The following is a 25,268-nucleotide window of genomic DNA, read 5'->3' on the forward strand; positions in this document are numbered from 1 at the left end:
CTAAATTCTGGGAGGTAAATTTCGGCTTGTGGGACACAGTATGAGCGGTGTCGGCGTTCTCGACAAGGCGGTGGTCATCCTGGCCGCCTGTGTCGACGGCGCCAGCCTGGCCGAACTCGTTGAACGCACCAAGCTGCCCCGAGCCACCGCGCACCGGCTGGCCCAAGCCCTGGAGATCCACCGGATGCTCGTCCGGGACACCCAGGGCCGCTGGCGCCCCGGCCCTCGCCTGGGCGAGCTGGCCAATGCCGCGCCGGACGTCCTGCTGACCGCGGCCGAGCCACTGCTGGCCGCGTTGCGGGACGCCACCGGCGAAAGCGCCCAGCTCTATCTACGCAGAGCGGACGAACGGATCTGCGTGGCCGCCGCCGAACGGGCCAGCGGCCTGCGGGACACCGTCCCGGTCGGCTCGGTGCTGCCGATGACCGCCGGGTCGGCGGCCCAGATCCTGCTCGCCTGGGAGCCACCCGAGGCGGTCATGCCACTGCTGCCGCGGGCCAAGTTCACCGGCCGCACCCTGGCCGAGGTACGCCGCCGAGGCTGGGCGCAGAGCGTCGCGGAACGCGAGGCCGGTGTGGCCAGTGTCTCAGCCCCGATCCGCGACCGTACCGGCCGGGTGATCGCCGCCATCAGCATCTCCGGCCCCATCGAACGCCTCGGCCGCCGCCCCGGCGAACGCCACGCCATGGCCGTAGTGAGAGCCGGCCAACGCCTCTCCGGCCTCTAACCCACCCCCACCCCCCACCCCCGCACTGCCCCCGCGCTGCCCCCGCGCTGCCCCCGTTGATCATGAGGTTGGCGGCAGCTTGAAGATCGACAGATGCCGCCAACCTCATGATCAACGGGGTTGGGACGGGGCTGGGGTGGGGCTGGGACGGAGCAGGGGTGGGGTGGGGGAAGGGGAAAGCCCGCCTCGAGGAGGCGGGCTTTCGGTTGGTAGCCCCGACCGGATTCGAACCGGCGCTACCGCCTTGAGAGGGCGGCGTCCTGGGCCGCTAGACGACGGGGCCAGAACTTCCCTGGTTCACCGCCGTTTCCAGCGGTGCGGCAGTAGTCTAGCGGCGATCTCCAGCGCCGTATCAGCGGGGTGGGTGGGCTTGGTGCACCGTCGGCGCGCCGAACCCTGGCGGCGCCTCCTAGCTGGTCGAATGCTCGAACGCGGGGGCGGGTCAGAGCAACTGCGCGCCGGGCTGGCAGGGGTTGCTGCGCCGGGCCGGCGGGCGTCGGTCCGGCTGAACCGGAGAGGCGCTGTGCGCCGCAGCGGGCACTGGCCGGGCGGGGTGAAGGGGACACTGAGCAGGAAAACGGCGAACGGCCCGCCCCTGGAGGGACGAGCCGTGAACCTATCTGTAGCCCCGACCGGATTCGAACCGGCGCTACCGCCTTGAGAGGGCGGCGTCCTGGGCCGCTAGACGACGGGGCCAGAACACAATGCGACACCACCTTTCGGTGGTGTCGCCGAACTCTACCAGACCTAGCGATCAATGTTCCGTGGCGGAACCTTGATGCTGAACCCACCAGAATCCAGCGACCTCGGTTCTCGCGAACCTCGGATGCGCTGGGGTACCAGGACTCGAACCTAGACTAACTGAACCAGAATCAGTTGGGCTGCCAATTACCCCATACCCCATCAGCCCCTTGCGGCGCCGGGATCAAACCTTACCCTCCCGGCACCGGCAGGCCAAATCGACTTCCCCAACCCACCTCTGACCTGCGGAAACAGGCTCAGGTGGCGGATACCACCGGGTTGGTCAGGTCGCCGATCCCCTCGATCCGGACGGTGACCGTATCCCCGTCCACGAGCGGGCTAACCCCCGCCGGGGTGCCGGTCAGCACGACGTCGCCCGGCAACAGGGTCATCACATGCGAGATGTACGACACCAGGGCGGGCACGTCGAAGACCATGTCCCGGGTCCGGCCCAGTTGGCGGACCTCCATCTCCTCCGGGTCCCGTCCCACCTCGCACCGGATCTCCAGGTCACTGATGTCCAGGCCGGTGGTGATCCAGGGGCCGATCGGGCAGAAGGAGTCGAACCCCTTGGCCCGGGTCCACTGGTTGTCGGAGCGTTGCAGGTCCCGGGCGGTGACATCGTTGGCGCAGGTGTAGCCGAAGATGGCCCGCTGCGCCGCGGCCCGGTCGGCGCGGCGCGCCCCCGGGGCACCGATCACCACGGCCAGCTCGGCCTCGTGCTCCACCTGCTTGCTGAACTCGGGCAGCCGGATGGCGTCCCGAGGGCCGATGACGGAGGTGGAGGGCTTGAGGAACAGCAGCGGCTCGCTGGGCACCTCGCTGCCGTGCTCGGCGGCGTGCTCGGCGTAGTTACGGCCGACGCAGACCACCTTGCTGGGCAGGATCGGCGAGAGCAGGCGGACGTCGGACAGCGCCCAACGGGCGCCGCTGAAAGTTATCTGGCCGAACGGATGTCCCGAGATCTCGGCGATGGTCAGCCCCTGCGGGCCCGTCCCCGGCTCCCCCTCGACGACTCCGAACGACATTCCCTTGGCATGAGCGAAACGAGCGATACGCACCAGGACAATCTAGCCCCGCCCGTGGACCGGGTGCGGCAGCTTACCCCTGACGATCACCCTCGGTGCCGGATTCGCCGCTTCGTACCCGGCCGACGACGCCGTCGACCTAGCGTCGGCTGCGGAGGTTCGTTCGTATGCCTGCATCGACACGACACCACAAGGCCCTGGCGGCGATCGTGCACTGCGTGGGGTTTCTCACCGCCGCGGTGCCGGCGCTACCGGCGTTCACCGCGGCAGAGCCCGCGGCGGCCGAACGTCCGCCGGCAGTCTCGGCGGCCGAACGTCCGGCGGTCGCAGCGGCCGGGCGTCCGGCGGCGGTGGCCACGGCGGAGCCGACGATGCCCTCGGCACCACCGGCCGTGCCCACTCCGACCCGGCTGGCCTCGCCCGCTCCGGCGCCGAAGGTCAGCGTGCAGGTCGCTCCGGCCAGCACCACCCAGCCGAGCTACCGCATCGAGGTCCGCAACGCCGGCAACACCCCGGTGGAGACCACCGTGCGCCAGGAACTGCCCCAGGGGGTCTCGGCGACCGCGATCAGCGACGGCGGTCGGGAGGTACGTCCCGGGGGGTCCACGGCCACGGAGGTGACCTGGCGGCTGAGGTTGTCCCCGCGCAGCACCACCAAGCTGGACACCACCCTGAGCGGTACGGCGGCGCAGCAGCCGGTGACCGCTCCGGCCTGCGCTTTCGCGGTGGACGGCCGCCGGCCGTACGACTGCGCGACCGCCACCTGGACGGCCCCGGGTGCCACCGAGGCGCGCGCCCAGGAGTCCCCGGGGTGGCGTGACCAGGCACCCGCCCTGCTGGCCGGGGTGGCCGTGCTGCTGGTCCTCGCCGGCCTGGGCTTCGCCACCTGGCGGCGGCGCCGGCCCCCGGCCGCGGCGGCGCTGGCCTCGGAGGGGCCCGGGCGGATCTATCCCCGACCGGCCGCACCTCGGCCGCCCACCCGTCGGCGTACCCCGCCGGTGTGGGTGATCGTCCCGGTGGCCGCGACCGTGCTGGCGGCCACCCTGGGCATAGCGGCGTGGACCGCCACCCGCCGGGTGGCCGCGATCGACACCGACAGCCAGCCGACCAACGGGGCCTGGAAGGGCACCGGGGTCACCGGTGGCCTGGGGATACCCCTGCGGGAGGACGCCTTCGAGTTCACCGTCTACCGGATGAACTGCGATCCGGGGCAGGGCGCCCGGCAGTGCCAGGCCACCGTCGGGGTCCGGAACCTGACCCGGGAGCACCACAGCTGGCACGGCAAGCTGCAACGGGCGTACCTGGCGAACGGCAACTGGGTGACCACCGACGAGCAGGCCACCCGCCGGGTCAACCAGGGCCGGGACGTCTTCGCCGAGCCGATGGCCGCGGGCAGCCGCATGGTGCTGCCGCTGGTCTTCACCGTCAACGGCGGGGAGGCACCGCAGCAGTTGGAGCTTCGCAGCGGGGTCTTCTCCTCCGGGGTACGGGTGGACGTGCCCTGATCAGCGGCGGTCGTACCCTTGGACGGTGACCGCCGCCCACCCCAGCTTCGACAGCCTGCCGGCTGCCGTGTGGATGCCGCGCGCCCGGGCCCACGAGGAGCGGGCCGACGCCCTGACGGCCGCACATCGCCGGCGCCGGGCGGCCCGGCAACGTCACGCGATCGACGACTTCCTCTACGAGTACTACGGCACCCGGCCCTCGATGCTGCGCCGTTGGCATCCCGGGGTGGGGGTCCGGCTGGAACCCGGGCCGCAGGGCCCGGCACCGAACGGGCAGTGGCGGTGGTACGCGACCGACTCCGAGGGCCGGGTCGGCTTCGACGCGGCGGCGTTCCTCGCCGACCGGGCCGAATCGGTACTTTTCATCTGGCGGCTGCTCTCCTCGATCGCCACCCGCCCGGCCTTCACGGGCTGTTTCGGGTTGCACGAGTGGGCGATGGTCTACCGCCAGCGCGAGCATCGGCACCCCCTGCCCCTGCGGCTGGGGCAGGAGGGCACCGACGCGGTGGTCGAGGCGCACCAGATCAGGTGCTCGCACTTCGACGCGTACCGGTTCTTCACCCCGGAGGCCGTCGACCTCAACCGGCTGCGTCCCACCCGGGCCAGCCAGGTGGACCTGGACCAGCCGGGCTGCCTGCACGCCGCGATGGACTGCCACAAGTGGGCCACCAAGCTGGGCCCGGCCGTCCCCGGCGAACTGGCCCTGGACTGCTTCGAGTTGGCCCGGGACATCCGGCTGCTGGACATGCAGGCCTCCCCGTACGACCTCTCCTCCTACGGGCAGCCGGCGGTGGCCATCGAGACCCCGGAGGGCAAGGCCGAGTACGTGACCCGGCAACGGGAGTTCGCCCAGCGTTCCGGGCTGCTCCGGGCCCGGTTGATCGAGGTCTGCACCACCCTGCTGGCCACAGTGGAGCAACCGGCGCCGGCCTGACCAGCGGGCAGAGGGCTGCGGGACCACCGACCGGTGGCCCCGCAGCCGTGGTCACGAGCGGGAACAGTGTGCCGTCGGCGCGGTGTTGGTGCCGCCGGCGGAGGCCAGGAACCCGAAGGTGGTCTGGGCGCCGGGCGCCAGGGTGCCGTTCCAGCCGGCGTTTCGGGCGGTGACCACCGAGCCGGTCTGGGTCACCTCGGCGCTCCAGGCCTGGGTGACCCGCTGCCCGTCGGCGAAGTCGAGTCGTACCACCCAGCCGGCGAGTGCGGTCGCACCGTCGTTGCGTACGGTCACCTCCGCCTGGAACCCGCCCTGCCAGCTACCGGCCAGCCGGTAGCCGGCCACGCAACCTCCCGGCGGCGGCGGGGTCGGGGTCGCGGTGACCGTGGGAGTGGGAGTGGGAGTGGGAGTGGGCGTCGGGGTGGGGGTCGGGATGCCGGTCAGGGCGGACACCAGGGCGGGGTACCAGCGGTCGGACATCTTCTGGTCGCCGGCGGCGTTGGGGTGCACCCCGTCGTAGGTGTCCGTGGCGGTGTTGAAGCCGGTCCACTGGTCCACCACGACGATCGGCGACTGGCTGGTGGTCTTGCCCGCCGCCCAACCGTCGATGGCGTTGTTCAGGGCCACGGTCCGCTGCCCGCACTCCGGGCAACTGCTCGGGGCCATCGGAATGATCTTCGCTACCAGGATGCGCATGGCGGGGTTGCTGGCCCGCATCTGGTCCACCAGCCTGCTGTAGGCGGCCAGGATGGTGGTCGGGGCGATGTTGCTCCACACGTCGTTGGTGCCGAAGTGCATCAGCACGATGTCCGGCCGGGTGGCCGACAGCCAGCCCGGGAGCAGGTTCTGGTTGGCCACATTGGTGGCCAGGTAGCCGCCGTGGCCCTCGTTGTCCCCGTCGTAGGGCTGGCCGCAGCCCTGCGGGCCGAGGGTGCCGACGAAGTCGATGGCGGAGTGCCCGGCGGACTGGAGGCGGTTCCAGAGCAGTGCCCGCCAACAGCCCGGTGAACCGGTGATCGAGTCGCCGAGCGGCATGATGCGTACCGGATCGGCAAGCGCCGCCGAGGCGAGGGGCGCCGAGGCGAGGGGCGCCGAGGCGGCGACCGGGGAGGCGGACTGGAGGGGGTCGGCTGGTGGGGTCGATGGCGCGGACCAGGCGGTGATCGCCAGGAGGACGGCCGCGAACCCGGCGGCAGCGTTGCGCAGAGGCCTACGGAGCATGGTGGAGGGACTCCTGTCACGTGTCGAAGTTCGTGTGACGGCCCGAATGCTCCCGCGCGCATTCAACCAACAAAGATGAAAATCATCAATGTCCGGGCTCTCCTGGAGTCGACCCGGCTAGTCGCCGTCCACCCGACGGTCGCGCTTGCGCTGGGAACGGCGCTTCTTGTCGGCCAGCCGCCGCTCCTTGGCCCCGCGGGAGGGCTTGGTGGGCCGACGCGGCGCCGGTGGCGGGGCGACCGCCTCGCGCAGCAGGGCGGCCAACCGCTCCCGGGCCGCCTCCCGGTTGGCCAACTGGGCCCGGTGTTCGCTGGCGGCGATGGTCAGCACCCCGTCGACCAGCCGTCCGGCGAGTCGGTCCAGCGCCCGCACCCGCAGCGACTCCGGCAGGCTGGGTGAGGCGGCCAGGTCGAAGCTCAGCTCCACCCGGGAGTCCGTGGTGTTGACCCCCTGCCCGCCCGGCCCGGAGGAACGGGAGAACCGCTCCCGCAGCTCGGCAGCGGGCACGACCCACCGATCGGTAACCCGCAGTCCGCCGTCCACGCCCTGAGGCTAGCGCCCCGGGGACGCTTCGGGAGAACTGCTCGGGTTCGGCGAGGCCGGCTCCGAGTCGTCGTCTCCCCCGGTCGCGGCATAGGCGACCGCCCCGATCAGCAGCAGGAGGATCACCCCGATCTTCGTGGTGGCCACCTTGATCAGGAGCCAGGCGCCACGACGGGCACCCGGCACGGTCTTCTTGGCGGTCTGGTAGTCGGTCCAGCCCCGTCGAGCGCGGGCGTACGAGGACCCCACGCCGGTTCCGATGATGAGGCCCACCAGCAGGAGGACCGCGATGAGAGGACGCTCCACAACCGTGAGTATGCATACTCAGCGTGATATTTCCATTCTCCGATCTTTGATCGCCAGAATCCGACAGATCCCCCCATGCTTCCGTAATCGGACAGTCGCTCTCGGTGATATCAGCCGCCCTTGCCGATGATCGTGTCCGCGGTCTGCTGCACCTGCTCGATGGGGATGGCGAAGCCGATGCCGATCGAGCCGTTACCGTCGATGGTGGCGATCGCGGTGTTCACCCCGACCACCTCCCCCCGGGCGTTGACCAACGGTCCGCCGGAGTTGCCCGGGTTGATCGAGGCGTCGGTCTGCACCGCCCGGTGCCGGTTGTCCCCGAGGCGCACCTGCCGGTCCAGGGCGCTGACGATGCCGGCGGTGACCGTGCCGGACAGCCCCAGCGGGGACCCGACCGCCAGCACCGGTTCCCCCACCCGGGTCGAGCCCGGCTTGGCCAGTGGCAGCGAGGCCAGCCCGGCGGACCCCGGCACCTTCAACACCGCCAGATCGCTGCCGGGTTCCCGGCCGACCACCTGGGCGCCGAACCGGCGGCCGTCGGGCAACTCCACCGTCACCGGGCCACCCCGGCCCTTGGCCAGGATGTGGTCGTTGGTGATGATGTGCTGCTCGGAGTCGACCGCGAAGCCGGACCCGGTGGCCCCACCCACCAGCACGGAGACCACCCCGGGCACGGTCTTCTCGGCGGCGGTCACCAGCTCGGCGGGCACCGGCGCGGCCGAGGCCGCCGCCGGTTCGGGAATCCCCCGACTGGCCACCCAGCCACCGGCCACCGCCCCCGAGCCGGTCGACAGGGCCAGCACCGCCAGCCCGCCCAGCAGTCGACGACGCCAACCCCACCCCGCCTCGTCGCGCATCCGGGCAGTCTGCCCCGTCCCGTCCCGACCGTGCGGGTCGAGCTCCGGCGAGACGAACCAGGGCCCACGGGGCTCACCCAGTCCGGTCTGCACTGCCATTCGTACGCTCCTCACATGTGCGCCCGCAGCTGGTGCGGAGGTCGGGCCGGGCCGGGGTCGGACCGGCCGGTACGCGATCAGGGCAGGCGGGAGAACCAGCGCATGGAGCCGAACGCCGCCCCCATCGCGAACACCAGGCCGAGCCCGATGAACCGGGCCGAGATGTCCTGCCGCTCCTTGCGCCACCCCACCGAACTGCCGATGTCGTCGTAGACGGCACGCAACTCGTCGCTGGTGTCGGCCTGGTGGAAGGCCCCGCCGGTCTGCTCGGCCACGGCCTGCAGGGTCTCCCCGTCCACCGGCACCTGGATGGGTCGCCCGCCCCGATCCACGAAGCCGCCCGGGGTACCGAAGGAGATCGTGTGCACCGGCACCTCCACGGCCACCGCCTCCGCGGCGGCCTCCATCGGATCCATGCCGGAGGTGTTGGCCCCGTCGGAGAGCACGATGATCCGGGCCGGGGGCGGTTCGGTGGTGGCCTGTTCGTCCAGGGCCCGGACCGCGCCCAGGGAGGTGCTGATCGCCTCGCCGATGGCGGTGCCCTGCACCCCGGTGATCCCCTCCGCCAGGCGTTGGATCCCCTCGTCCAACGCCTCCCGGTCGGTGCCCGGCGGCACCAGCACGGCGGCGCTGCCGGCGAAGGCCACCAGCCCGACGTTGAACTCCCTGGGCAGTCCGTCGACGAACTCCCGGGCGGCGCTCTTGGCGGCGCTGAGCCGATCCGGGTCCACATCGGTGGCGAGCATCGAGGTGGAGACGTCCACCGCGACCATCACGGTGGCCCGTTCCCGGGGCACCCGAACCTCCGCCGTCGGCCGGGCGAAGCCGACCACCAGCAACGCCAGCATGGCCAGGAAGAGACCGGCCGGCAGGTGCCGACGCCAGGTCGGGCGCTGGGGGGCCACCCGGTCCAGCAGACGCAGGTTGGTGAACCGGACGGCGTACCGGCTGCGGCGGCGCTGCGCCACCAGGTAGGCCAGCGCCAGCGCGGCCACCCCGAGCAGCAACCAGAGCCGGATGGGTGACTCCCAGATCATGCGACACCTCCCCGCCTCGGCGCGGCCGGTGCCAGGGCCAACCGACGCTGGGCGTGCACATGCCGCACGATGTCGGTGGCCCAGTCCCGGTCGGTACGCAACGCCAGGTGGGCCGCCCCGGCCCGGCGCAGGGCCTGGCGGAGTTGGTCCCGCTGGGCCGCGGCGGCGGCCGCGTACCGCTTCCGCAGGCCGGGGTCGCCGGTCCAGACCTCGCGGCGTGCGCCGGTCTCCGGATCGGTGAGGGTGATCAGTCCGACGTCCGGCAGTTCCAGTTCGCGCGGATCGACCACCTCCACCGCCAGCACCTGATGCCGCACGCCCAACCGGCGCAGCGGGCGTTCCCAGTCGGCCGGTGACCGTGGGTCGTCCGGCAAGCCGTCCAGGAAGTCCGAGATCACCACCACCAGACCCCGCCGGTTGGCCGTCCGGTGCACCGCGGCCAGCCCGGCGGCCAGGTCGACCTCCTCGCCGGGCGGGCGGGCCGGCGGGTTGACCCCCTGCCGGGGGGCGGCCAGCAGGCCGCGCATCAGGCCGACCAGATGGCTGCGTCCACCCCGCGCGGGCACCCGATGCAGCCCGTACGGGGTGAGCACCTGCGCCCCCAGGCGGTTGCCGCTGCCGGCGGTGAGGAAGCCGATGGCGGCCACCGCCGCCACGGCCAGTTCCCGCTTGTCCAGTTCTGCGGTGCCGTACTCCATGCTGGGGCTGGCGTCGACCAGCAGCCAGGTGGTCAGTTCCCGGTCGGCGTCGACCTCCCGGACGTGCGGCACGGTGGTCCGGGCCGTGACCGCCCAGTCCATCCGGCGTACCTCGTCCTCGCCGGGCCGGTACTCGCGGCTGCCGGCGGGTTCGCTGCCCGGTCCGGGCAGCAGACCCCGATGCTCGCCGTGCAACAGACCGTCCAGGCGCCGGGTGACGGTCAGTTCCAGCCGGCGCAGCCGCTGGTCGGGGGTCAGCTCGGTGAGCACCGGGTCCGCCGGCACCGGGACCCGGCCACCTCTCATCACGCGGCCGCCAGATCGGCGGCGTACTCCGGTTGGCCGTTGACCACCCGGGGCAGCGGCACCACCTCGACCAGTCGGCGTACCACCGATTCGGCGCTCACCCCGTCGGCGACCGCGTCGAAGGAGAGCACCAGCCGGTGGGCCAGCACGTCCACGGCGAGTTCCCGGACGTCCTCCGGCAGCACGTACTCCCGGCCGCGCAGCAGGGCCTGGGCCCGGGCGGCGGCGACCATCCCCAGGGTGGCGCGAGGACTGGCACCGTACGCGAGCAGGGGGGCCAGGTCCGGCATCCCGTACCGGGCCGGGTCACGGGTGGCCAGGATGAGTCGGACGACGTACTCGGCGATGGCGTGGTGGACGAAGACCTGCCGGGCGTGGAGCTGGAACTCCCGCAGCCGGTCCGGTCGCAGCACCCGGTGGGCCCGGGGGCGCTCGGCGCTCATCCGGTAGAGGATCGCCAGTTCGTCGGCGTCGTCCGGATAGTCGACGACGATCTTCATGAGGAAGCGGTCCCGTTGGGCCTCCGGCAACTGGTAGACCCCCTCGGACTCGATCGGGTTCTGGGTGGCCAGGACCAGGAAGGGCTCCGGCACCGGGTAGCTGCGCCCACCGATCGAGACCTGCCGCTCGGCCATCGCCTCCAGCAGGGCGGACTGCACCTTCGCCGGAGCCCGGTTGATCTCGTCGGCCAGCACCAGGTTGGCCATGATCGGGCCCAGTTCGACGTCGAAGCTCTCCTTGGAGGCCCGGTAGATGCGGGTGCCGACGATGTCCGAGGGCACCAGGTCGGGGGTGAACTGGATCCGGGAGAAGGTGCCACCGACCACTGTGGCCAGGGTCTGTGCGGCCAGGGTCTTGGCCACCCCTGGTACGCCTTCCAACAGGCAGTGCCCGTCCGCCAGCAGGGCGGTGAGCAGGCGTTCGACGAGCTGATCCTGCCCGACGATCACCCGTCTGACCTCGTTGAGGGTCTGGTGCAGCTCGGCCGCGGTCGCGTCCTGATCGGCCGGGGTGGGCAGGCTGGACAGGGTGTCCGAGATGTCCGTCACGGTGCTTGCTTCCCGCGACGGCCGTCGGACAAACGTCGGAATTTACGGCCGTGGGGCACCCAGACCGCGCGGCGGCGGCGTTACGACCCTGGAGGGTGCCGGACCGCCCAGAGCCGCCCGGCCGGTCAGCAACCGGATGCGGGCGGGGCACCCGTAGCCTCCAGATGTGCAGATCGTCACCGCGAGACTCCCCCGGCTCGGCACCGCGATCTGCTGGCTGGCCGTCGTACCGGGCCTCGGCTGGGTACTGGCCCGACTGCTGGGCCTGGACCGCGGGCCCCTGGTGCAGTTGCTGGCGTTCACCCCGTACGCGGCGCTCGGCAGCCTGGTGCCGCTGCTGCTCGCGCTCGCCCTACGGCGCCGCTGGCCGGCCGTGGTCGCGGCGCTGACCACGGTGGCCCTGGTCGCCGTGGTGGTGCCCCGGGCCCTGCCCTCGCCCCAACCGCAGGTGAACGGGCCGACGGTACGGCTGCTCACCGCCAACCTGCTGGCCGGTGCCGCCGACCCGGCGACGGTGGTCGAACTGGTCCGCACCGAGCGGGTCGACGTGCTCGTGGTGCAGGAGTTCACCCCCTCGGCCCAGGTCGAACTGGATCGGCTGGGCCTGGACCGGCTGCTGCCGTACCGCCACCTCAACCCGGTGGTCGGCACCCCGGGCTCGGGCCTGTACGCCCGCCACCCGATCCGCGACGCCGGCCTCCGGACCCTGCGCGGTGGCTGGGGCTTCACCCAGGCGTACGCGACCGTGGCCGTACCGGGCGCCCAGGAGGTACGCGTCGAGTCCGCCCACCCCTCCGCGCCGTACGCCCTGGATCAGACGGGCTTCTGGCGCGACGACCTGGCGGCCCAGCCGGCGGCCACCCCGGAGGGGGCGCTGAGCATCCTCGCCGGAGACTTCAACGCCACCCTCGACCACGGGCCGCTGCGGGCCCTGCTGGATACCGGCTATGTCGACGCCGCCGCGGCGGTCGGCGCCGGGCTCACCGGCACCTGGGGCCCGTACGACGGCAGCCTGATCCCCCCGGTAACGATCGACCACGTGCTCGTCGACCGTCGCATCGCGGTACACGATGCGACCGTCCGGCCACTGCCGGGCAGTGACCACCGCATGGTGCTGGCCGAACTGCGCCTGCCCGCAGCCGACACCGGCTGAGCCAGCCGGCACGGCTCACGGGTTGGCGTTAACAGGGGGCCCTTCCTCTACCGCAGGCGTTAAGCAGGGGCCCTTCCTTACCCCCGGCCCAGGCCGTAGGTCAGGGCGTCGACCAGGGCGTGCCAGCTCGCCTCGACCACGTTGGGGTGCACACCCACCGTGGTCCAGCCGCCGCCACGGCCGTTCGCGGTCTCGACCAGCACCCGGGTCACCGCTCCGGTGCCGTGGCTGCCCTCCAGGATGCGCACCTTGTAGTCGGCCAGCTCGAAGTCCCGCAGTTGCGGGTAGTGCCGGCCCAGACCGACCCGCAGCGCCTCGTCCAGGGCGTTGACCGGGCCGTTGCCCTCGGCCGTGGCGATCACCCGTTCGCCGCCCACCCGGATCTTCACGGTCGCCTCGGAGACCACCGCGCCGTCCTCCCGGTGCTCGACCAGCACCCGGTACGACTCCAGGTTGAAGGGCTGCACCGCCGCGGCGCCCGGCAACTCGGAGCGCACCAGCAGCTCGAAGGAAGCGTCCGCGGCCTCGAAGGACCAGCCGCCGGCCTCCAGTTCCTTGACCCGGTTGGTGACCCGGGACAGGGCCTCCGGATGGCCGGCCAGATCCAGCCCGAGCTCACGACTCTTGAGCTCGATGCTGGCCCGGCCGGCCATCTCGGTGACCAGGATCCGCATGTCGTTGCCGACCACCTCGGGTTCGATGTGGTTGTACAGCAGCGGATCCACCTTGATCGCACTCGCGTGCAGTCCCGCCTTGTGAGCGAAGGCTGCGGCCCCTGCATACGCCTGGTGGGTGTCGGGGGCGATGTTTGCGATCTCGGCGATGGCGTGGGAGACCCGCACCATCTGCTCCAGGCAGCCCTCCGGTAGGACCGGCAGCCCGAGCTTGAGTTGAAGGTTCGCGACGACCGCGAAGATGTCGGCGTTGCCCGGCCGCTCGCCGTACCCGTTGGCGGTGCCCTGCACGTGGCGGACCCCGGCCTCGACGGCGGCGATGGTGTTGGCCACCGCGCAGGCGGTGTCGTTCTGGGCGTGCATGCCGAGCAGTTCGGGGGCCACCCCGATGCGGTCGGTCAGGTCGGTGATGGCCGCGGTGACCTGCGAGGGCAGCATGCCGCCGTTGGTGTCGCAGAGCACGAACCGCTCGGCGCCCGCGGCCAGGGCGGTCTCCACCACGGAGGCGGTGTACGCCGGATCGTGGCGGTAGCCGTCGTAGAAGTGCTCCCCGTCGACGAAGACCCGACGGCCCTCGGCGACCAGGTGGGTGACCGTGTCGTGGATCATCGCCAGGTTCTCCTTGGCGGTGGTCCGCAGGGCCCGCTCGACATGCCGCAGGTCGGCCTTGGCGACCAGGGCGATCGCCGGGGTCTGCGCCTCCAGCAGGCCGCGCACCTGCGGGTCGTCGGCGGCCACCGCACCGGCCCGGCGGGTGGCGCCGAAGGCGACCAGCACGGCGTGCCGCAGCTCCAGCTCGGTACGCGCCCGACGGAAGAACTCGGTGTCCTTGGGCACCGCTCCCGGCCAGCCACCCTCGATGAACCCGACGCCGAACTCGTCGAGCAGTCGAGCCACCGCGAGCTTGTCGACCACGGAGTAGCTGACCCCCTCGCGCTGGGCACCGTCGCGGAGGGTGGTGTCGTAGACCTGGAACGTCATGGTGATCCCTTCGTATGGCACCGGCCGGCGCAACAAAAAGACCCCCCGCGGCTGCGGGAGGTCTGCGCGCTCGGCGGAGGGGAAGGCCGGCGCGCTAGTTGCCAATAATGCGGGCGGTGCTGGTCACGCTCTGCACTCTGCCACTCGGCGGCGGATCTGGGAGGCAGAATCCATATCTCGGGACGATGACTTGGGTCTCATCGGAGAAGGTGGGTGTAGGACGAGTCGCACCGGGTAGGAGTTTTCGGGACAACGAACCACGTACCTCCGAGACGACTGATCCAAGTCGAGACAGGAGAGATCCCATGGACAGGCTCGACCCGAACAACACGCACGCCACGCCGGACCCGGCCCTGCGCGCCGTCGACCAGGACGTGGTCACCACCGGCGCCCCCACCAGCTCCTTCAGCCCCTGGAGCTACCGGGACGAGGCCGGGGTCGCCGGCACCAGCCTGATCGGCTACAAGGTCGAGGCCAGCGACGGCTCGATCGGCAAGATCGACAGTGACAGCAGCGAGGTCGACGCCAGCTACCTGGTGGTCGACACCGGCCCGTGGATCTTCGGCAAGAAGGTCATGCTGCCGGCCGGGACGGTCAACCACGTCGACCACGACGAGCAGAAGGTCTACGTCGACCGCACCAAGGACCAGATCAAGGCCGCGCCGGAGTACGACGACTCGATCAACGACCCGGCGTACCGGGACAAGCTCGGCGGGTACTACAACGACACCTACTCCGCCACCCCGCCCGGCGGCCTTCGCTGAGGCGACCTGAAGTACTGATCCGCGGTATCGGCCGGTGGGAAAGCCTCCCACCGGCCGATACGGTGTCCGCATGGACGCGATCGACGACAGGCGCAGGATCCCCTTCACCGCGATGTTCAACTTCCGGGACGTGGGTGGCTACCGCGGCCTGGACGGGCGGACGGTGCGCTCCGGGCGGCTCTACCGCTCCGACTCCCTGCACCGGATGGACGGCGCGGACCTGGACGCCTTCCGCGCCCTGGGGGTACGCACGGTCGTCGACCTGCGCCGCCCCCAGGAGGTCCAACGCGACGGCCGGGTCCCCGAAATCGAGGGGCTCGACTACCAGCACATCCACCCCGAGCACGAGGAATGGGGCAGGCAGCCGTACCAGCCCGGCAGCGATCTGGCCCGCTACCTGGCCGACCGGTACGCCGACCTGGCCCGGACCGGGACCGCCGGGCTGGCCCAGGCCATCGGCCTGATCGCCGACAGCGCCAACGCCCCCGTGGTGGTGCACTGCGTGGCCGGCAAGGACCGCACCGGCATCGTCTGCGGCCTGACCCTGGCGGCCCTGGGTGTCGATGATGCCGAGATCGCCGCGGACTACGCGCTGAGCACGGAGGCCTCGCAGCGGTTCGTCGCCTGGCTCGCCACCGCCTACCCCCACCTGCCGGAACTTCCCGCCCCGTTCGTGTTCTCACCGGCGGAGACGATGCTGACCTTCCTGGCGGAGATCCGCGAGGGCCACGGCTCGATCGACGGCTACCTGCGGCACGCCGGGGTCACCGACGACCAACTCGCCGCCCTGCGCACCCACCTGCTCGACTGAGCCCTGGTTGCGAAAAAGGCCCCCCGCACCGGCAGGGGGCCCTTTCGCACAGCTCAGAGGACGCGGTGGACCCAGTTGTGAGGGTCGGGGGCGTTGCCGCGCTGCAGGTCGACCAGTTGCTGACGCAACGCCATCGTGATCGGACCCGGCTCACCACCGCCCATGGTGAACTCCCCCTCCGGGTACCGGACCCGGCCGATGGGGGTGATCACCGCGGCGGTGCCGCAGGCGAAGACCTCGCGCAGTCGGCCGCTGTTCGCGTCCGCCTGCCACTCGTCGAAGCTCACCGGCCGCTCCTGCACGGAATGACCGGCCGCCGATGCCAGGGTGAGCACGGACTCCCGGGTAATGCCGGGCAGGATGGTGCCGGTCAGCGGCGGGGTGACCACCGAGCCGTCGTCGTAGACGAAGAAGACGTTCATGCCGCCCAGCTCGTCGACGTACCGGCGCTCCACCGCGTCCAGGAAGACCACCTGCTCGCAACCGTGCTCGGCGGCCTCGGCCTGGGCGGCCAGGGAGGCCGCGTAGTTGCCGCCGCACTTCGCCGCGCCGGTGCCCCCCGGGGCGGCCCGGGTGTAGTCCGGCGACACCCAGACCGTCACCGGCTTGACCCCGCCGGAGAAGTACGCCCCCACCGGGGAGGCGATCACCACGTAGAGGTACTCGTTGGCCGGGCGGACGCCGAGGAAGACCTCACTGGCGAACATGAAGGGCCGCAGGTAGAGGCTGCCGTCCTCGCCCTCCGGGATCCACTCCCGGTCGATCTCGATCAGCCGCAGCAGCGAGTCGACGAAGGCCTGCTCCGGCAGGGTCGGCATGGCCATCCGGGTGGCGGAGGTGTTGAACCGGGCCGCGTTGGCGTACGGGCGGAACATGGTCACCCCGCCGTCGACCGTGCGGTACGCCTTCATCCCCTCGAAGATCTCCTGCGCGTAGTGCAGCACCGCGCTGGCGGGATCCATCGGGATCGGCCCCCGGGCCTCGACCCGGGCGTCGTACCAGCCCTTGCCGTCGGCGTAGCGGATGATGGCCATGTGGTCGGTGAACACCCGGCCGAATCCAGGGTTGGCCAGCAGCGCGGCCCGGTCGGCGGCGGATACCGGCGCGGGATTCGGACGGATCTCGAATTCGAGCTTGTCACCACCGCTCATCGCGCTGACCTCCCTGGGGGACGACGACATGCGCCGAGGCGGCGCACATCAGAAGTATTTGTGCCAAAAACTTACCCCGAACGGTCGTTCAGCGGGTAGGCGCACTGGTCGGTAGTACCAGCGAGTCGTCGCTTCCACCCGGACGTTCGGGCCGATCGCCACCGGCTGTCGCCGGTGGCGAGACCTGATGTGGACTCAGGCGGCTACCTGGGCGGCGATCCGGTCGCCCACCTCGGCGGTGCGTACCGCCTCGCCCGGGGTACGAGCGGCGAGTTCCGCACCGACCGCGGCGGTGATCCGCTCCGCGGCCTCGGAGTGGCCGAGCTGGTCGAGCAGCAGGGCGCCGGAGAGGACCGCGGCCACCGGGTCGGCGATGCCACGCCCGGCGATGTCCGGCGCGGAGCCGTGCACCGGCTCGAACATGGAGGGGTAGGTCCGGTCGGGGTTGATGCTGCCGCTGGCGGCCAGCCCGATCCCGCCGGTCACCGCGGCGGCGATGTCGGTGAGGATGTCGCCGAAGAGGTTGTCGGTGACCACCACGTCGTAGCGCTGGGGCTGGGTCACCAGGAACATCGCGGCGGCGTCGACATGCTGGTACTCCGTGGTCACCTCGGGGTACTCCGCGGCCACCGCCTCGAAGGCGCGGGCCCACAACGAGCCGGCGTGGGTGAGCACGTTGGTCTTGTGCACCAGGGTCACCTTGCGCCGTTCCCGACGGCTGGCCCGGGCGAAGGCGTCACGGACCACCCGCTCCACCCCGTATCGGGTGTTCAGGCTCTCCTCGGTGGCCACCTCGGCCGGGGTGTCGCGGTGCAGGGTGCCGCCGGCACCGGCGTACAGCCCTTCGGTGCCCTCGCGGACCACCACCAGGTCGACCTCGCCGGGCTTGACCGTCGCCAGCGGGCTGGCCACCCCGGGCCAGAGCCGGGAGGGCCGCAGGTTGACGTACTGGTCGAAGGCGAAACGCAGCTTGAGCAGCAGACCCCGCTCCAGCACCCCCGGGGGGACGGTGGGGTCGCCGACCGCACCGAGCAGGATGGCGTCGTGCCCGGCCAGCTCGGCCAACACCGAGTCCGGCAGCACCTCGCCGGTGCGGTGGTAACGTGCCGCACCGAGGTCGTACTCGGTGGCCTGCACCCCGGGCAGAACCGCATCGATGACCTTGCGGGCCTCCGCGACCACCTCGGGTCCGATCCCGTCCCCGGCCACCACCGCGATCCGTGCCACGTTCGTCAGCTCCTTCGCTCGTATCGGCTAGACGGTACGCCGCCGTCCCGCCTCCCGGTACGAGTGTTCCACTTTTCGGGATGTGACACGCACAGCAGCTTCTCAGCGTCCGCTCATGCTGCCGTCATCTGGGCTGCCTAGCGTGAGCGACAACCGGCCGGACAGGGCCGACGACGACCACTACGGCGTGGGGCCGGTCGTCGAAGGAGGGGCGGACACCATGTGGACCGACGAGCAGCCGCGTACCCGCTGGATCGACCCGGCGACCTTTCGCTACCGCCGACCGGACCTGCGCCTGGGCATCCGCGACGCGCGCCCGGACCGGGCCGGCCGGGGTGCCGACGACCGGCTCACCGTACGGCACACCGTGCGCACCTCCACCGCCGAGTACACCCTGCTGCTCAACGCCCCGACCGGGCCGGGTCGGCGGGGAGTCGGTGAGGCCCTGCGGGACGCGGTGGCCGAACTGCGCGCGATCGACCTGACCTACGGTCCCAACCGGCCGGAGAGTCTGGTGTCCCGGCTGCGTCGGGGCGAGATCAGTCCGGAGTCCTACCCGCCGCTGGCGGACCTGGTGGACCGCTGCGCCGCGATGCGCGCCGCCACGGACGGCTGGTTCGACGCCTGGGCGGTGCCGGGCGGATTCGACCCCGGTGGCCTGCTCGGCGGCTGGGCGGTCGAACGGGCGGCGGCCCGGCTGCGCGCCGCCGGCATCACGAACTACGCCGTGCTCACCGGCGCCGACCTGGTGGTACGCGGACACGCCGGGCACGGCGGCCCGTGGCGGGTGGCCGTGCACCATCCGACCGACCACCGTCGGGCGCCACTGGTGCTGGAGATGACGGCGGGTGCGATCGGCACCTCCGGGGTGACCGGCCGACGCGGGCATGTGGTCGACCCGCGCACCGGGGAACCGGCCGACCAGATGGTCGCCGCCACCGTGGTGGGCCCGGACCTGGCGGTCGCGGACGCCTACGCCACCGCGCTGTACGCCGCCGGTCCGACCGGGCTGAACTGGTTCCGGGCCGGATCGCCCTACCGCGCCCTCATCGCCACCCACCACTGACCGTCCACATGCACCCTGGACAGGGTCCATCGTGGAGTCTCGGCGATCGGCCTCCACGGCCGCGGCAACGGCCGCGGAGGCCGGTCGAGGCGAATGCGCATGGCTCGCGCAATCGAGGGGTACGGGCCGGTCGATCGGACGTCGACCTCGCCACCCGAAGACGGGCCGGCATCATCGGATCGGCCAGAAACCGCACCAGTAAGCTAGCGAATCGGCGTGTTTCACGGCAAGGCTCTACAGGGGACCATCACACCCGTCACCGCAGGCCCGTGCCAGGGCCGTTTTCGACAGGGACAATCGCGGATGGCACGCTGTCGGCCGTGAGTTTCGATCTGAGCGTGTGGGCCCTGGCGGACGGGGCGACGCCTGACGATGTGCGCGCGGCGGTGCAGCGGTGCCGGGAGGGCCAGCACGCCCAGCACCGACCGGACCCCCGGGTGGTCGCCTTCTACCGGGCGATCACCGCCCGCTACCCCGACCAACCGGGGATCACCGGTGGGCCCTGGGCGGTGGCACCACTGCACGCGACGGCCGACCATATCGAGATGAATCTCGACCCGGCCTGCCCGGATGAGGTGCTGCTGGACATCGAGCGGCTGGCCGGAGAGCACCGGCTGATGCTCTACGACGCCCAGGACGGCTCGGTCTACCCGCCGCCGGTAGCCCGACTGTCCGGCTGACCCGGCACCACGCAGACGTCAAGCACCAGGGGCCCGGCCGATGGCCGAGCCCCTGGTGGCGTCGCCTGAACTGTTACTCGTCGCGCAGGTCCGCCGCGCTGGCCGAGGCCGCGCCGATCGAGTCGGCCGCCGAGGTGAGCAGGTCGGCCCCGAGGGCCTGGTCGACCGTGAGGGTCATCAGGGTCTCGCCACCGGCCTCCCGGCGGGCCACCTGCATCGCCGCGATGTTGATCCCGGCCTCGCCGAGCAGGGTGCCGACCGTGCCGACCACCCCGGGACGGTCGGCGTAGCGGAGGAAGAGCAGGATGCCCTCCGCCCCGATCTCCACGTCGAAGCCGTCCACCTCGGTCAGCTTGATGATGTCCCGGGTGCCGGCGTGGGTCACCGTGCCGGAGACGCTGACCGTACGACCGTCCGGCAGGGCGCCGCGCACGGTGACCAGCACCGGGTGCTCCACGGTCTCCGTGTGGGTGGTCAGGGAGACCTCCACCCCACGCTGGGCGGCCAGGTGCGGCGCGTTGACGTAGGTGACCTGCTCCTCCACCACCGAGCTGAACAGGCCCTTGGTGGCGGCCAGCTTGAGCACCGAGACGTCGTGGTTGACGATCTCACCGCGCACCTCGACGGTGACGCTGGCGGCCACCCCACCGGCGACCGCGGTGAAGGCCCGGCCGAGCTTCTCGGCCAGCGGCAGCAGCGGGCGTACGTCCTCGGCGACCACCCCACCGGCCTGCACGTTGACCGCGTCCGGCACGAACTCGCCCTGCAGGGCCAGCTTCACGCTCTTGGCCACGGCCAGGCCGGCCTTGTCCTGGGCCTCGGCGGTGGAGGCACCCAGGTGCGGGGTGGCCACCACGTTGTCGAAGGCGAACAGCGGCGAGGAGGTGCAGGGCTCCTTGGCGTACACGTCCACCCCGGCACCGGCGACCCGACCCTCGGCCAGGGCGTCGGCCAGGGCCTGCTCGTCGACCAGTCCGCCGCGGGCGGCGTTGATGATCCGTACGCCCGGCTTGACGATCGACAACTCCTTCTCACCGATCAGGCCCACGGTCTCCGGGGTCTTCGGCAGGTGGATGGAGATGAAGTCGCTCTCCCGCAGCAGCTCCTCCAGGCCGACCAGGCGGACCCCGAGCTGCGCGGCCCGAGCCGGCTGGATGTAGGGGTCGTAGGCGATCAGCCGGGTGCCGAAGGCGGCGATACGAGACGCGAACAGCACCCCGATGCGGCCCAGGCCCACCACGCCGACGGTCTTGCCCTGCAACTCCACGCCGGTGTACTTCGACCGCTTCCACTCCCCCGCCTTGAGGGCGGCGCTGGCGCTGGCGGTGTTGCGGGCCACCGCCAGCAGCAGCGCGACGGCCTGCTCGGCCGCGGAGACGATGTTGGAGGTGGGGGCGTTGACGACCATGACGCCCCGCGCGGTGGCGGCCGGCACCTCGACGTTGTCCAGACCCACGCCCGCCCGGGCCACGACCTTCAGCCGGGGTGCGGCGGCGATCGCCTCGGCGTCAATCTGAGTGGCGCTGCGGACGATGACGGCGTCGGCCTCGGCCAGGGCGGAGAGCAGAGCCGGGCGATCGGTGCCGTCGACGTGCCGGACGTCGAAGTCGTGAGCGAGCACCTCGATTGCGGCAGGAGCGAGTTCTTCGGCGATCAGTACGACAGGAGTCATTGGTCCTCGTAGATGTCGTCAGAGCGGTCGGCCGGTGCGTGGACGCTGCGCTGCGCCCGGCGCGGGCAGGGCCATGGCCGTGGGGTGCGGCTGGAGCACCTACCCGGAATCGTAGGGGCCCGGCCGCCCGAGATGGCCCGGACCAGGGGGTGAGTGCCCTCACAAACCGGACGTGACGTGCGGTTTGACCCCTTGCCGGTGGGTCCGAACAGCACGGCACCCGCGCCGGACGTCGGGGAGAACGTCCGGCGCGGGTGCCGTCGGGTGAGACGGATCTCGCAACCCGTCGCGAAGATCTCAGGCGGTCTCGGTGATCGGGCGGTCCACCCAGCTCATCATGCCGCGCAGCTTGGCGCCGGTCTCCTCGATCGGGTGAGCCGCGCCCTCGGCCTGCCACTTGCCGAAGTTCGGCCGGCCGGCCTCGTCCTCGGCCACCCACTCGCGGGCGAACTCGCCGTTCTGGATCTCACCGAGGATCTTGCGCATCTCGTCCTTGACCCGGCTGTCGATGACCCGCGGGCCTCGGGACAGGTCGCCGTACTCGGCGGTGTCGGAGACGCTGTAGCGCATCCGGGCGATGCCGCCCTCGTACATCAGGTCCACGATCAGCTTCAGCTCGTGCAGGCACTCGAAGTAGGCCACCTCGGGGGCGTACCCGGCCTCGGTGAGCACCTCGAAGCCGGTCTGCACCAGGGCTGCCGCCCCACCGCAGAGCACGGCCTGCTCGCCGAAGAGGTCGGTCTCGGTCTCCTCGGTGAAGGTGGTCTTGATCGCACCCGCCCGGGTGCCGCCGATGCCCTTGGCGTACGACAGGGCCAGCGCGAAGGCGGTGCCGCTGGCGTCCTGCTCGACCGCGACCAGGCAGGGCACCCCCTTGCCGTCGACGTACTGCCGGCGGACCAGGTGACCCGGGCCCTTCGGGGCGACCATCGCCACGTCCACGTCGGCCGGCGGCTTGATCAGGCCGTAGCGGATGTTGAACCCGTGCCCGAAGAACAGCGCCTTGCCTGCGGTGAGGTTCGGCGCGATCGACTCGGTGTAGATGTGCCGCTGCGCGGTGTCCGGGGCGAGGATCATGATCACGTCGGCCTCGGCCGCCGCCTCGGCCGGGGTGAGCACCCGCAGGCCCTGCTCCTCGGCCTTGGGGCGGCTCTTCGAGCCCTCCGGCAGACCGATCACCACGTCGACACCGGAGTCGCGCAGCGACAGCGCGTGGGCGTGGCCCTGGCTGCCGTACCCGATCACGGCGACCTTCTTCGCCTGGATCAGGCCCAGGTCGGCGTCGTCGTCGTAGTACACCTCAACGCTCATGACTTCCCTTTCGTACGGCGGCCGCAGCGGCCCGTCGTGGCTCGTGGCCGGCCGGTCCAGGCGGACCCGGCCGGGGTGATGTGGGTCAGGCGGCCCTCAGGGCCGGGCCGGCGGTGATCGCACGCGGGCCGCGTCCGATCGCGACCAGGCCCGACTGGACCATTTCCTTGATGCCGAAGGGCTCGAGGTCGCGCAGCAGCGCGTCGAGCTTGTCGGGGGTGCCGGTGGCCTCGATGGTCAGCGTGTCGGCGGCCACGTCGACCACCCGGGCCCGGAACAGGCTCACCGTCTCCAGGACCTGTCCCCGGGCGGCGCGGTCGGCGCGCACCTTCACCAGCAGCAGCTCCCGGGCCACCGAGGTGGAGGGGTCCAGCTCGACGATCTTGAGCACGTTGACCAGCTTGTTGAGCTGCTTGGTGACCTGCTCCAGCGGGGAGGAGTCGGCGTTGACCACGATGGTGATCCGCGAGACGTCCGGGTTCTCGGTCTCCCCGACCGCGAGGCTGTCGATATTGAAGCCGCGCCGGGAGAACAGCCCGGAGACCCGGGCCAGCACGCCCGGCTTGTTCTCCACCAACACGGACAGTGTGTGCATCGTCATGGCAGTGCCTTCCTAGTCATGTCCTCTTGGCCCTCGCTTCGCTCGGTGCAATCGGCCATGGCCGAAGCCTTCCTAGTCATGTCCTCTTGGCCCTCGCTTCGCTCGGTGCAATCGGCCATGGCCGAAGCCTTCCTCGTCATGTCCTCTTGGCCCTCGCTTCGCTCGGTGCAATCGGCCATGGCCGAAGCCTTCCTCGTCATGTCCTCTTGGCCCTCGCTTCGCTCGGTGCAATCGGCCATGACTAGATGTCATCCTCGTCGAAGGTCGGGCGGACGCCGCGGGCGAACATGATCTCGTCGTTGCTGGTACCGGCGGCGACCATCGGCCAGACCATCGCGTCCTTGCCGACCACGAAGTCGATGACCACCGGCGCGTCGTTGATGGACATCGCCGCCTCGATCGTCTTGTCCACGTCCTCGGCGGTCTCGCAGCGCAGCCCGACGCAGCCGAGCGCCTCGGCCAGCTTGACGAAGTCCGGGATGCGGTGCTTGTGGGTGCCCAGGTCGGTGTTGGAGTAGCGCTCACCGTAGAACAGGGTCTGCCACTGCCGGACCATGCCGAGGTTGCCGTTGTTGATCACGGCGATCTTGACCGGGATGCCCTCCAGGGCGCAGGTGGCCAGCTCCTGGTTGGTCATCTGGAAGCAGCCGTCACCGTCGATGCCCCAGACCACCGCGTCCGGCCGGCCGACCTTGGCGCCCATCGCGGCCGGCACGGCGTACCCCATGGTGCCGAGACCACCGGAGTTGAGCCAGGTCTGCGGCTTCTCGTACGAGATGAACTGGGAGGCCCACATCTGGTGCTGGCCGACCCCGGCGACGTAGATCGCGTCCGGCCCGGCGATCTCGCCCAGCCGCTTGATCACGTACTGCGGGGAAAGGGTGCCGTCGGAGGGCTCCTCGTAGCCCAGGGGGTAGCGCTCCCGCAGGTCGTCCAGCTGGGTCCACCAGTCGCCGAGGTCGGCGACCCGCCCGGCGGCCTGCTCGGCGGTGACCGCCGCGAGCAGCTCGTCGATGACGTACCGGGCGTCACCGACGATCGGCACGTCGGCGTGCCGGTTCTTGCCGATCTCGGCCGGGTCGATGTCGGCGTGCACCACGGTGGCGTCCGGGGCGAAGGAGTCCAGCTTGCCGGTGACCCGGTCGTCGAACCGGGCACCCAGGGCCACGATCAGGTCGGCCTTCTGCAACCCGTAGACCGCGGCGACCGTACCGTGCATGCCGGGCATGCCCAGGTGCTGGCGGTGGGAGTCCGGGAAGGCGCCCAGGGCCATCAGGGTGGTCACCACGGGAATGCCGGTCAGCTCGGCCAGCCGGCGCAGCCCCTCGGTGGCAGCGGCCTTGAGCACCCCACCGCCGACGTAGAGCACCGGGCGGCGGGCGGTGGTCATCAGCCGGGCCGCCTCGCGGATCTGCTTGCCGTGCGGGTGCAGGGTCGGCCGGTAGCCGGGCAGGTCCGGGGTGGGCGGCCAGACGAAGGTGGTCTCCGCCTGGAGGACGTCCTTGGGGATGTCCACCAGGACCGGGCCGGGCCGGCCGGTCGAGGCCAGGTGGAACGCCTCGGCCAGGATGCGCGGGATCTCACTGGGGCTCTGCACCAGGAAGTTGTGCTTGGTGATCGGCAGGGTGATGCCCTGGATGTCCGCCTCCTGGAAGGCGTCCGTGCCGATCGCCGGACGGGCCACCTGGCCGGTGATCGCCACCAGGGGCACGGAGTCCATGTACGCGTCCGCGATCGGGGTCACCAGGTTGGTGGCGCCCGGACCGGAGGTGGCCATGCAGACCCCGACCCGGCCGGTGGCCTGCGCGTAGCCGGTGGCCGCGTGACCGGCCCCCTGCTCGTGCCGGACCAGGATGTGCCGGACGGTCGAGTCGTACAGGGGGTCGTACGCCGGCAGGATCGCCCCGCCGGGGATGCCGAAGACGACGTCGACCCCGAGCGCCTCCAGGGAGCGCACCAGCGAGCCGGCTCCCGAGACCTGGGCGGGTTGTACCGCCGGGGCCGAGGCGACCTCCGCGCGGGTGTGGTCGTTGTCACCCGTGGTCTCGGCGGAGTTACGGGCTCGCCGGACGGAATGGGCGATGGTCTCTGGTGTGGGTCTCGTCATGGCGATTGCCTTCGGCTGG

The 25,268-nt window shown here is 71.5% G+C and carries 23 protein-coding genes and 3 tRNA genes; 8 read left to right on the top strand and 18 right to left on the bottom strand.

What is annotated here, in order from left to right; genetic code table 11:
- Positions 1–40: 40 nt before the first annotated feature.
- Positions 41–727: an IclR family transcriptional regulator gene (locus tag OIE53_RS15775; protein ID WP_327022305.1), complete on the top strand. Its 687-nt coding sequence runs from the start codon at positions 41–43 to the stop codon at positions 725–727.
- A gap of 207 nt (positions 728–934) precedes the next feature.
- Here the strand turns inward: OIE53_RS15775 and OIE53_RS15780 are convergent.
- The 4 genes from OIE53_RS15780 to OIE53_RS15795 all read right to left on the bottom strand — a co-directional run bounded on the left by OIE53_RS15780 (position 935) and on the right by OIE53_RS15795 (position 2,529).
- Positions 935–1,010, bottom strand: a tRNA-Glu gene (locus OIE53_RS15780).
- Positions 1,011–1,350: 340 nt separating this feature from the next.
- Positions 1,351–1,423: transfer RNA gene (locus OIE53_RS15785), tRNA-Glu, on the bottom strand.
- Positions 1,424–1,558: 135 nt separating this feature from the next.
- A tRNA-Gln gene (locus OIE53_RS15790) sits at positions 1,559–1,630 on the bottom strand.
- Positions 1,631–1,725: 95 nt separating this feature from the next.
- On the bottom strand, positions 1,726–2,529 hold the full coding sequence (locus tag OIE53_RS15795) for a fumarylacetoacetate hydrolase family protein (RefSeq protein WP_327022306.1): 804 nt from the start codon (positions 2,527–2,529) through the stop codon (positions 1,726–1,728).
- Positions 2,530–2,663: 134 nt separating this feature from the next.
- Here OIE53_RS15795 and OIE53_RS15800 point away from each other — a divergent pair, with 134 nt between their 5' ends.
- Both OIE53_RS15800 and OIE53_RS15805 read left to right on the top strand, forming a co-directional pair.
- Positions 2,664–4,001: a hypothetical protein gene (locus OIE53_RS15800; RefSeq protein ID WP_327022307.1), complete on the top strand. Its 1,338-nt coding sequence runs from the start codon at positions 2,664–2,666 to the stop codon at positions 3,999–4,001.
- Positions 4,002–4,074: 73 nt separating this feature from the next.
- Complete coding sequence (locus tag OIE53_RS15805; RefSeq protein ID WP_327027235.1) at positions 4,075–4,935, top strand: 3-methyladenine DNA glycosylase; 861 nt, start codon at positions 4,075–4,077, stop codon at positions 4,933–4,935.
- A gap of 51 nt (positions 4,936–4,986) precedes the next feature.
- Here OIE53_RS15805 and OIE53_RS15810 read toward each other — a convergent pair whose 3' ends face one another.
- The 7 genes from OIE53_RS15810 to OIE53_RS15840 form a co-directional block, all read right to left on the bottom strand.
- Positions 4,987–6,156 carry a cellulose binding domain-containing protein gene (locus tag OIE53_RS15810; protein ID WP_327022308.1) on the bottom strand — a complete coding sequence of 390 codons (1,170 nt, stop codon included), beginning with the start codon at positions 6,154–6,156 and terminating at the stop codon, positions 4,987–4,989.
- A gap of 117 nt (positions 6,157–6,273) precedes the next feature.
- On the bottom strand, positions 6,274–6,699 hold the full coding sequence (gene arfB, locus OIE53_RS15815; protein ID WP_327022309.1) for an alternative ribosome rescue aminoacyl-tRNA hydrolase ArfB: 426 nt from the start codon (positions 6,697–6,699) through the stop codon (positions 6,274–6,276).
- A gap of 9 nt (positions 6,700–6,708) precedes the next feature.
- Positions 6,709–7,005, bottom strand: coding sequence for a hypothetical protein (locus tag OIE53_RS15820; RefSeq protein ID WP_327022310.1), 297 nt, complete (start codon positions 7,003–7,005; stop codon positions 6,709–6,711).
- Positions 7,006–7,115: 110 nt separating this feature from the next.
- Positions 7,116–7,961, bottom strand: a complete 846-nt coding sequence (locus OIE53_RS15825; RefSeq protein ID WP_327022311.1) for a S1C family serine protease — start codon at positions 7,959–7,961, stop codon at positions 7,116–7,118.
- A gap of 77 nt (positions 7,962–8,038) precedes the next feature.
- On the bottom strand, positions 8,039–8,998 hold the full coding sequence (locus OIE53_RS15830) for a VWA domain-containing protein (protein WP_327022312.1): 960 nt from the start codon (positions 8,996–8,998) through the stop codon (positions 8,039–8,041).
- The gene (locus tag OIE53_RS15835) at positions 8,995–9,981 is read right to left on the bottom strand and encodes a DUF58 domain-containing protein (protein WP_327022313.1); all 987 of its coding nucleotides are present in this window, start codon (positions 9,979–9,981) and stop codon (positions 8,995–8,997) included. Before OIE53_RS15835 ends, OIE53_RS15830 begins: the two co-directional genes overlap by 4 nt.
- Positions 9,982–10,001: 20 nt before the next feature.
- Positions 10,002–11,051 carry an AAA family ATPase gene (locus tag OIE53_RS15840; RefSeq protein ID WP_327022314.1) on the bottom strand — a complete coding sequence of 350 codons (1,050 nt, stop codon included), beginning with the start codon at positions 11,049–11,051 and terminating at the stop codon, positions 10,002–10,004.
- 166 nt (positions 11,052–11,217) lie between these two features.
- Here OIE53_RS15840 and OIE53_RS15845 point away from each other — a divergent pair, with 166 nt between their 5' ends.
- Positions 11,218–12,204, top strand: a complete 987-nt coding sequence (locus OIE53_RS15845) for an endonuclease/exonuclease/phosphatase family protein (RefSeq protein ID WP_327022315.1) — start codon at positions 11,218–11,220, stop codon at positions 12,202–12,204.
- Between the two features lie 77 nt (positions 12,205–12,281).
- Here the strand turns inward: OIE53_RS15845 and cimA are convergent, their stop codons facing one another.
- Positions 12,282–13,859, bottom strand: coding sequence for a citramalate synthase (cimA, locus tag OIE53_RS15850; RefSeq protein WP_327022316.1), 1,578 nt, complete (start codon positions 13,857–13,859; stop codon positions 12,282–12,284).
- A gap of 305 nt (positions 13,860–14,164) precedes the next feature.
- On the opposite strand from cimA, the gene OIE53_RS15855 reads away from it, so the two are divergent.
- Both OIE53_RS15855 and OIE53_RS15860 read left to right on the top strand, forming a co-directional pair.
- Positions 14,165–14,623, top strand: coding sequence for a PRC-barrel domain-containing protein (locus OIE53_RS15855; RefSeq protein ID WP_327022317.1), 459 nt, complete (start codon positions 14,165–14,167; stop codon positions 14,621–14,623).
- Between the two features lie 70 nt (positions 14,624–14,693).
- A complete protein-coding gene (locus tag OIE53_RS15860; protein WP_327022318.1) occupies positions 14,694–15,434 on the top strand; it encodes a tyrosine-protein phosphatase in 741 nt (246 codons plus the stop codon).
- A 53-nt stretch (positions 15,435–15,487) separates the two neighbouring features.
- Here the strand turns inward: OIE53_RS15860 and OIE53_RS15865 are convergent, their stop codons facing one another.
- Both OIE53_RS15865 and OIE53_RS15870 read right to left on the bottom strand, forming a co-directional pair.
- Positions 15,488–16,585 carry a branched-chain amino acid aminotransferase gene (locus tag OIE53_RS15865; RefSeq protein ID WP_327022319.1) on the bottom strand — a complete coding sequence of 366 codons (1,098 nt, stop codon included), beginning with the start codon at positions 16,583–16,585 and terminating at the stop codon, positions 15,488–15,490.
- A 195-nt stretch (positions 16,586–16,780) separates the two neighbouring features.
- Entirely contained in the window at positions 16,781–17,812 is a 1,032-nt protein-coding gene (locus OIE53_RS15870; RefSeq protein ID WP_327022320.1) for a 3-isopropylmalate dehydrogenase, read from the bottom strand.
- 220 nt (positions 17,813–18,032) lie between these two features.
- On the opposite strand from OIE53_RS15870, the gene OIE53_RS15875 reads away from it, so the two are divergent.
- Positions 18,033–18,878, top strand: coding sequence for an FAD:protein FMN transferase (locus OIE53_RS15875; protein WP_327027236.1), 846 nt, complete (start codon positions 18,033–18,035; stop codon positions 18,876–18,878).
- A gap of 320 nt (positions 18,879–19,198) precedes the next feature.
- Positions 19,199–19,558 carry a hypothetical protein gene (locus OIE53_RS15880; protein WP_327022321.1) on the top strand — a complete coding sequence of 120 codons (360 nt, stop codon included), beginning with the start codon at positions 19,199–19,201 and terminating at the stop codon, positions 19,556–19,558.
- A gap of 73 nt (positions 19,559–19,631) precedes the next feature.
- On the opposite strand, the gene serA is transcribed toward OIE53_RS15880, so the two are convergent.
- The 4 genes from serA to OIE53_RS15900 form a co-directional block, all read right to left on the bottom strand.
- Complete coding sequence (gene serA / locus OIE53_RS15885) at positions 19,632–21,230, bottom strand: phosphoglycerate dehydrogenase (protein WP_327022322.1); 1,599 nt, start codon at positions 21,228–21,230, stop codon at positions 19,632–19,634.
- A gap of 297 nt (positions 21,231–21,527) precedes the next feature.
- Positions 21,528–22,541, bottom strand: coding sequence for a ketol-acid reductoisomerase (gene ilvC / locus OIE53_RS15890; protein ID WP_327022323.1), 1,014 nt, complete (start codon positions 22,539–22,541; stop codon positions 21,528–21,530).
- An 85-nt stretch (positions 22,542–22,626) separates the two neighbouring features.
- Positions 22,627–23,142, bottom strand: a complete 516-nt coding sequence (ilvN, locus tag OIE53_RS15895) for an acetolactate synthase small subunit (protein ID WP_327022324.1) — start codon at positions 23,140–23,142, stop codon at positions 22,627–22,629.
- 241 nt (positions 23,143–23,383) lie between these two features.
- The gene (locus OIE53_RS15900) at positions 23,384–25,249 is read right to left on the bottom strand and encodes an acetolactate synthase large subunit (RefSeq protein WP_327022325.1); all 1,866 of its coding nucleotides are present in this window, start codon (positions 25,247–25,249) and stop codon (positions 23,384–23,386) included.
- Between the last annotated feature and the right edge of the window lie 19 nt (positions 25,250–25,268).

The sequence above is a fragment of the Micromonospora sp. NBC_01739 genome (assembly GCF_035920385.1).
Classification (GTDB): domain Bacteria; phylum Actinomycetota; class Actinomycetes; order Mycobacteriales; family Micromonosporaceae; genus Micromonospora.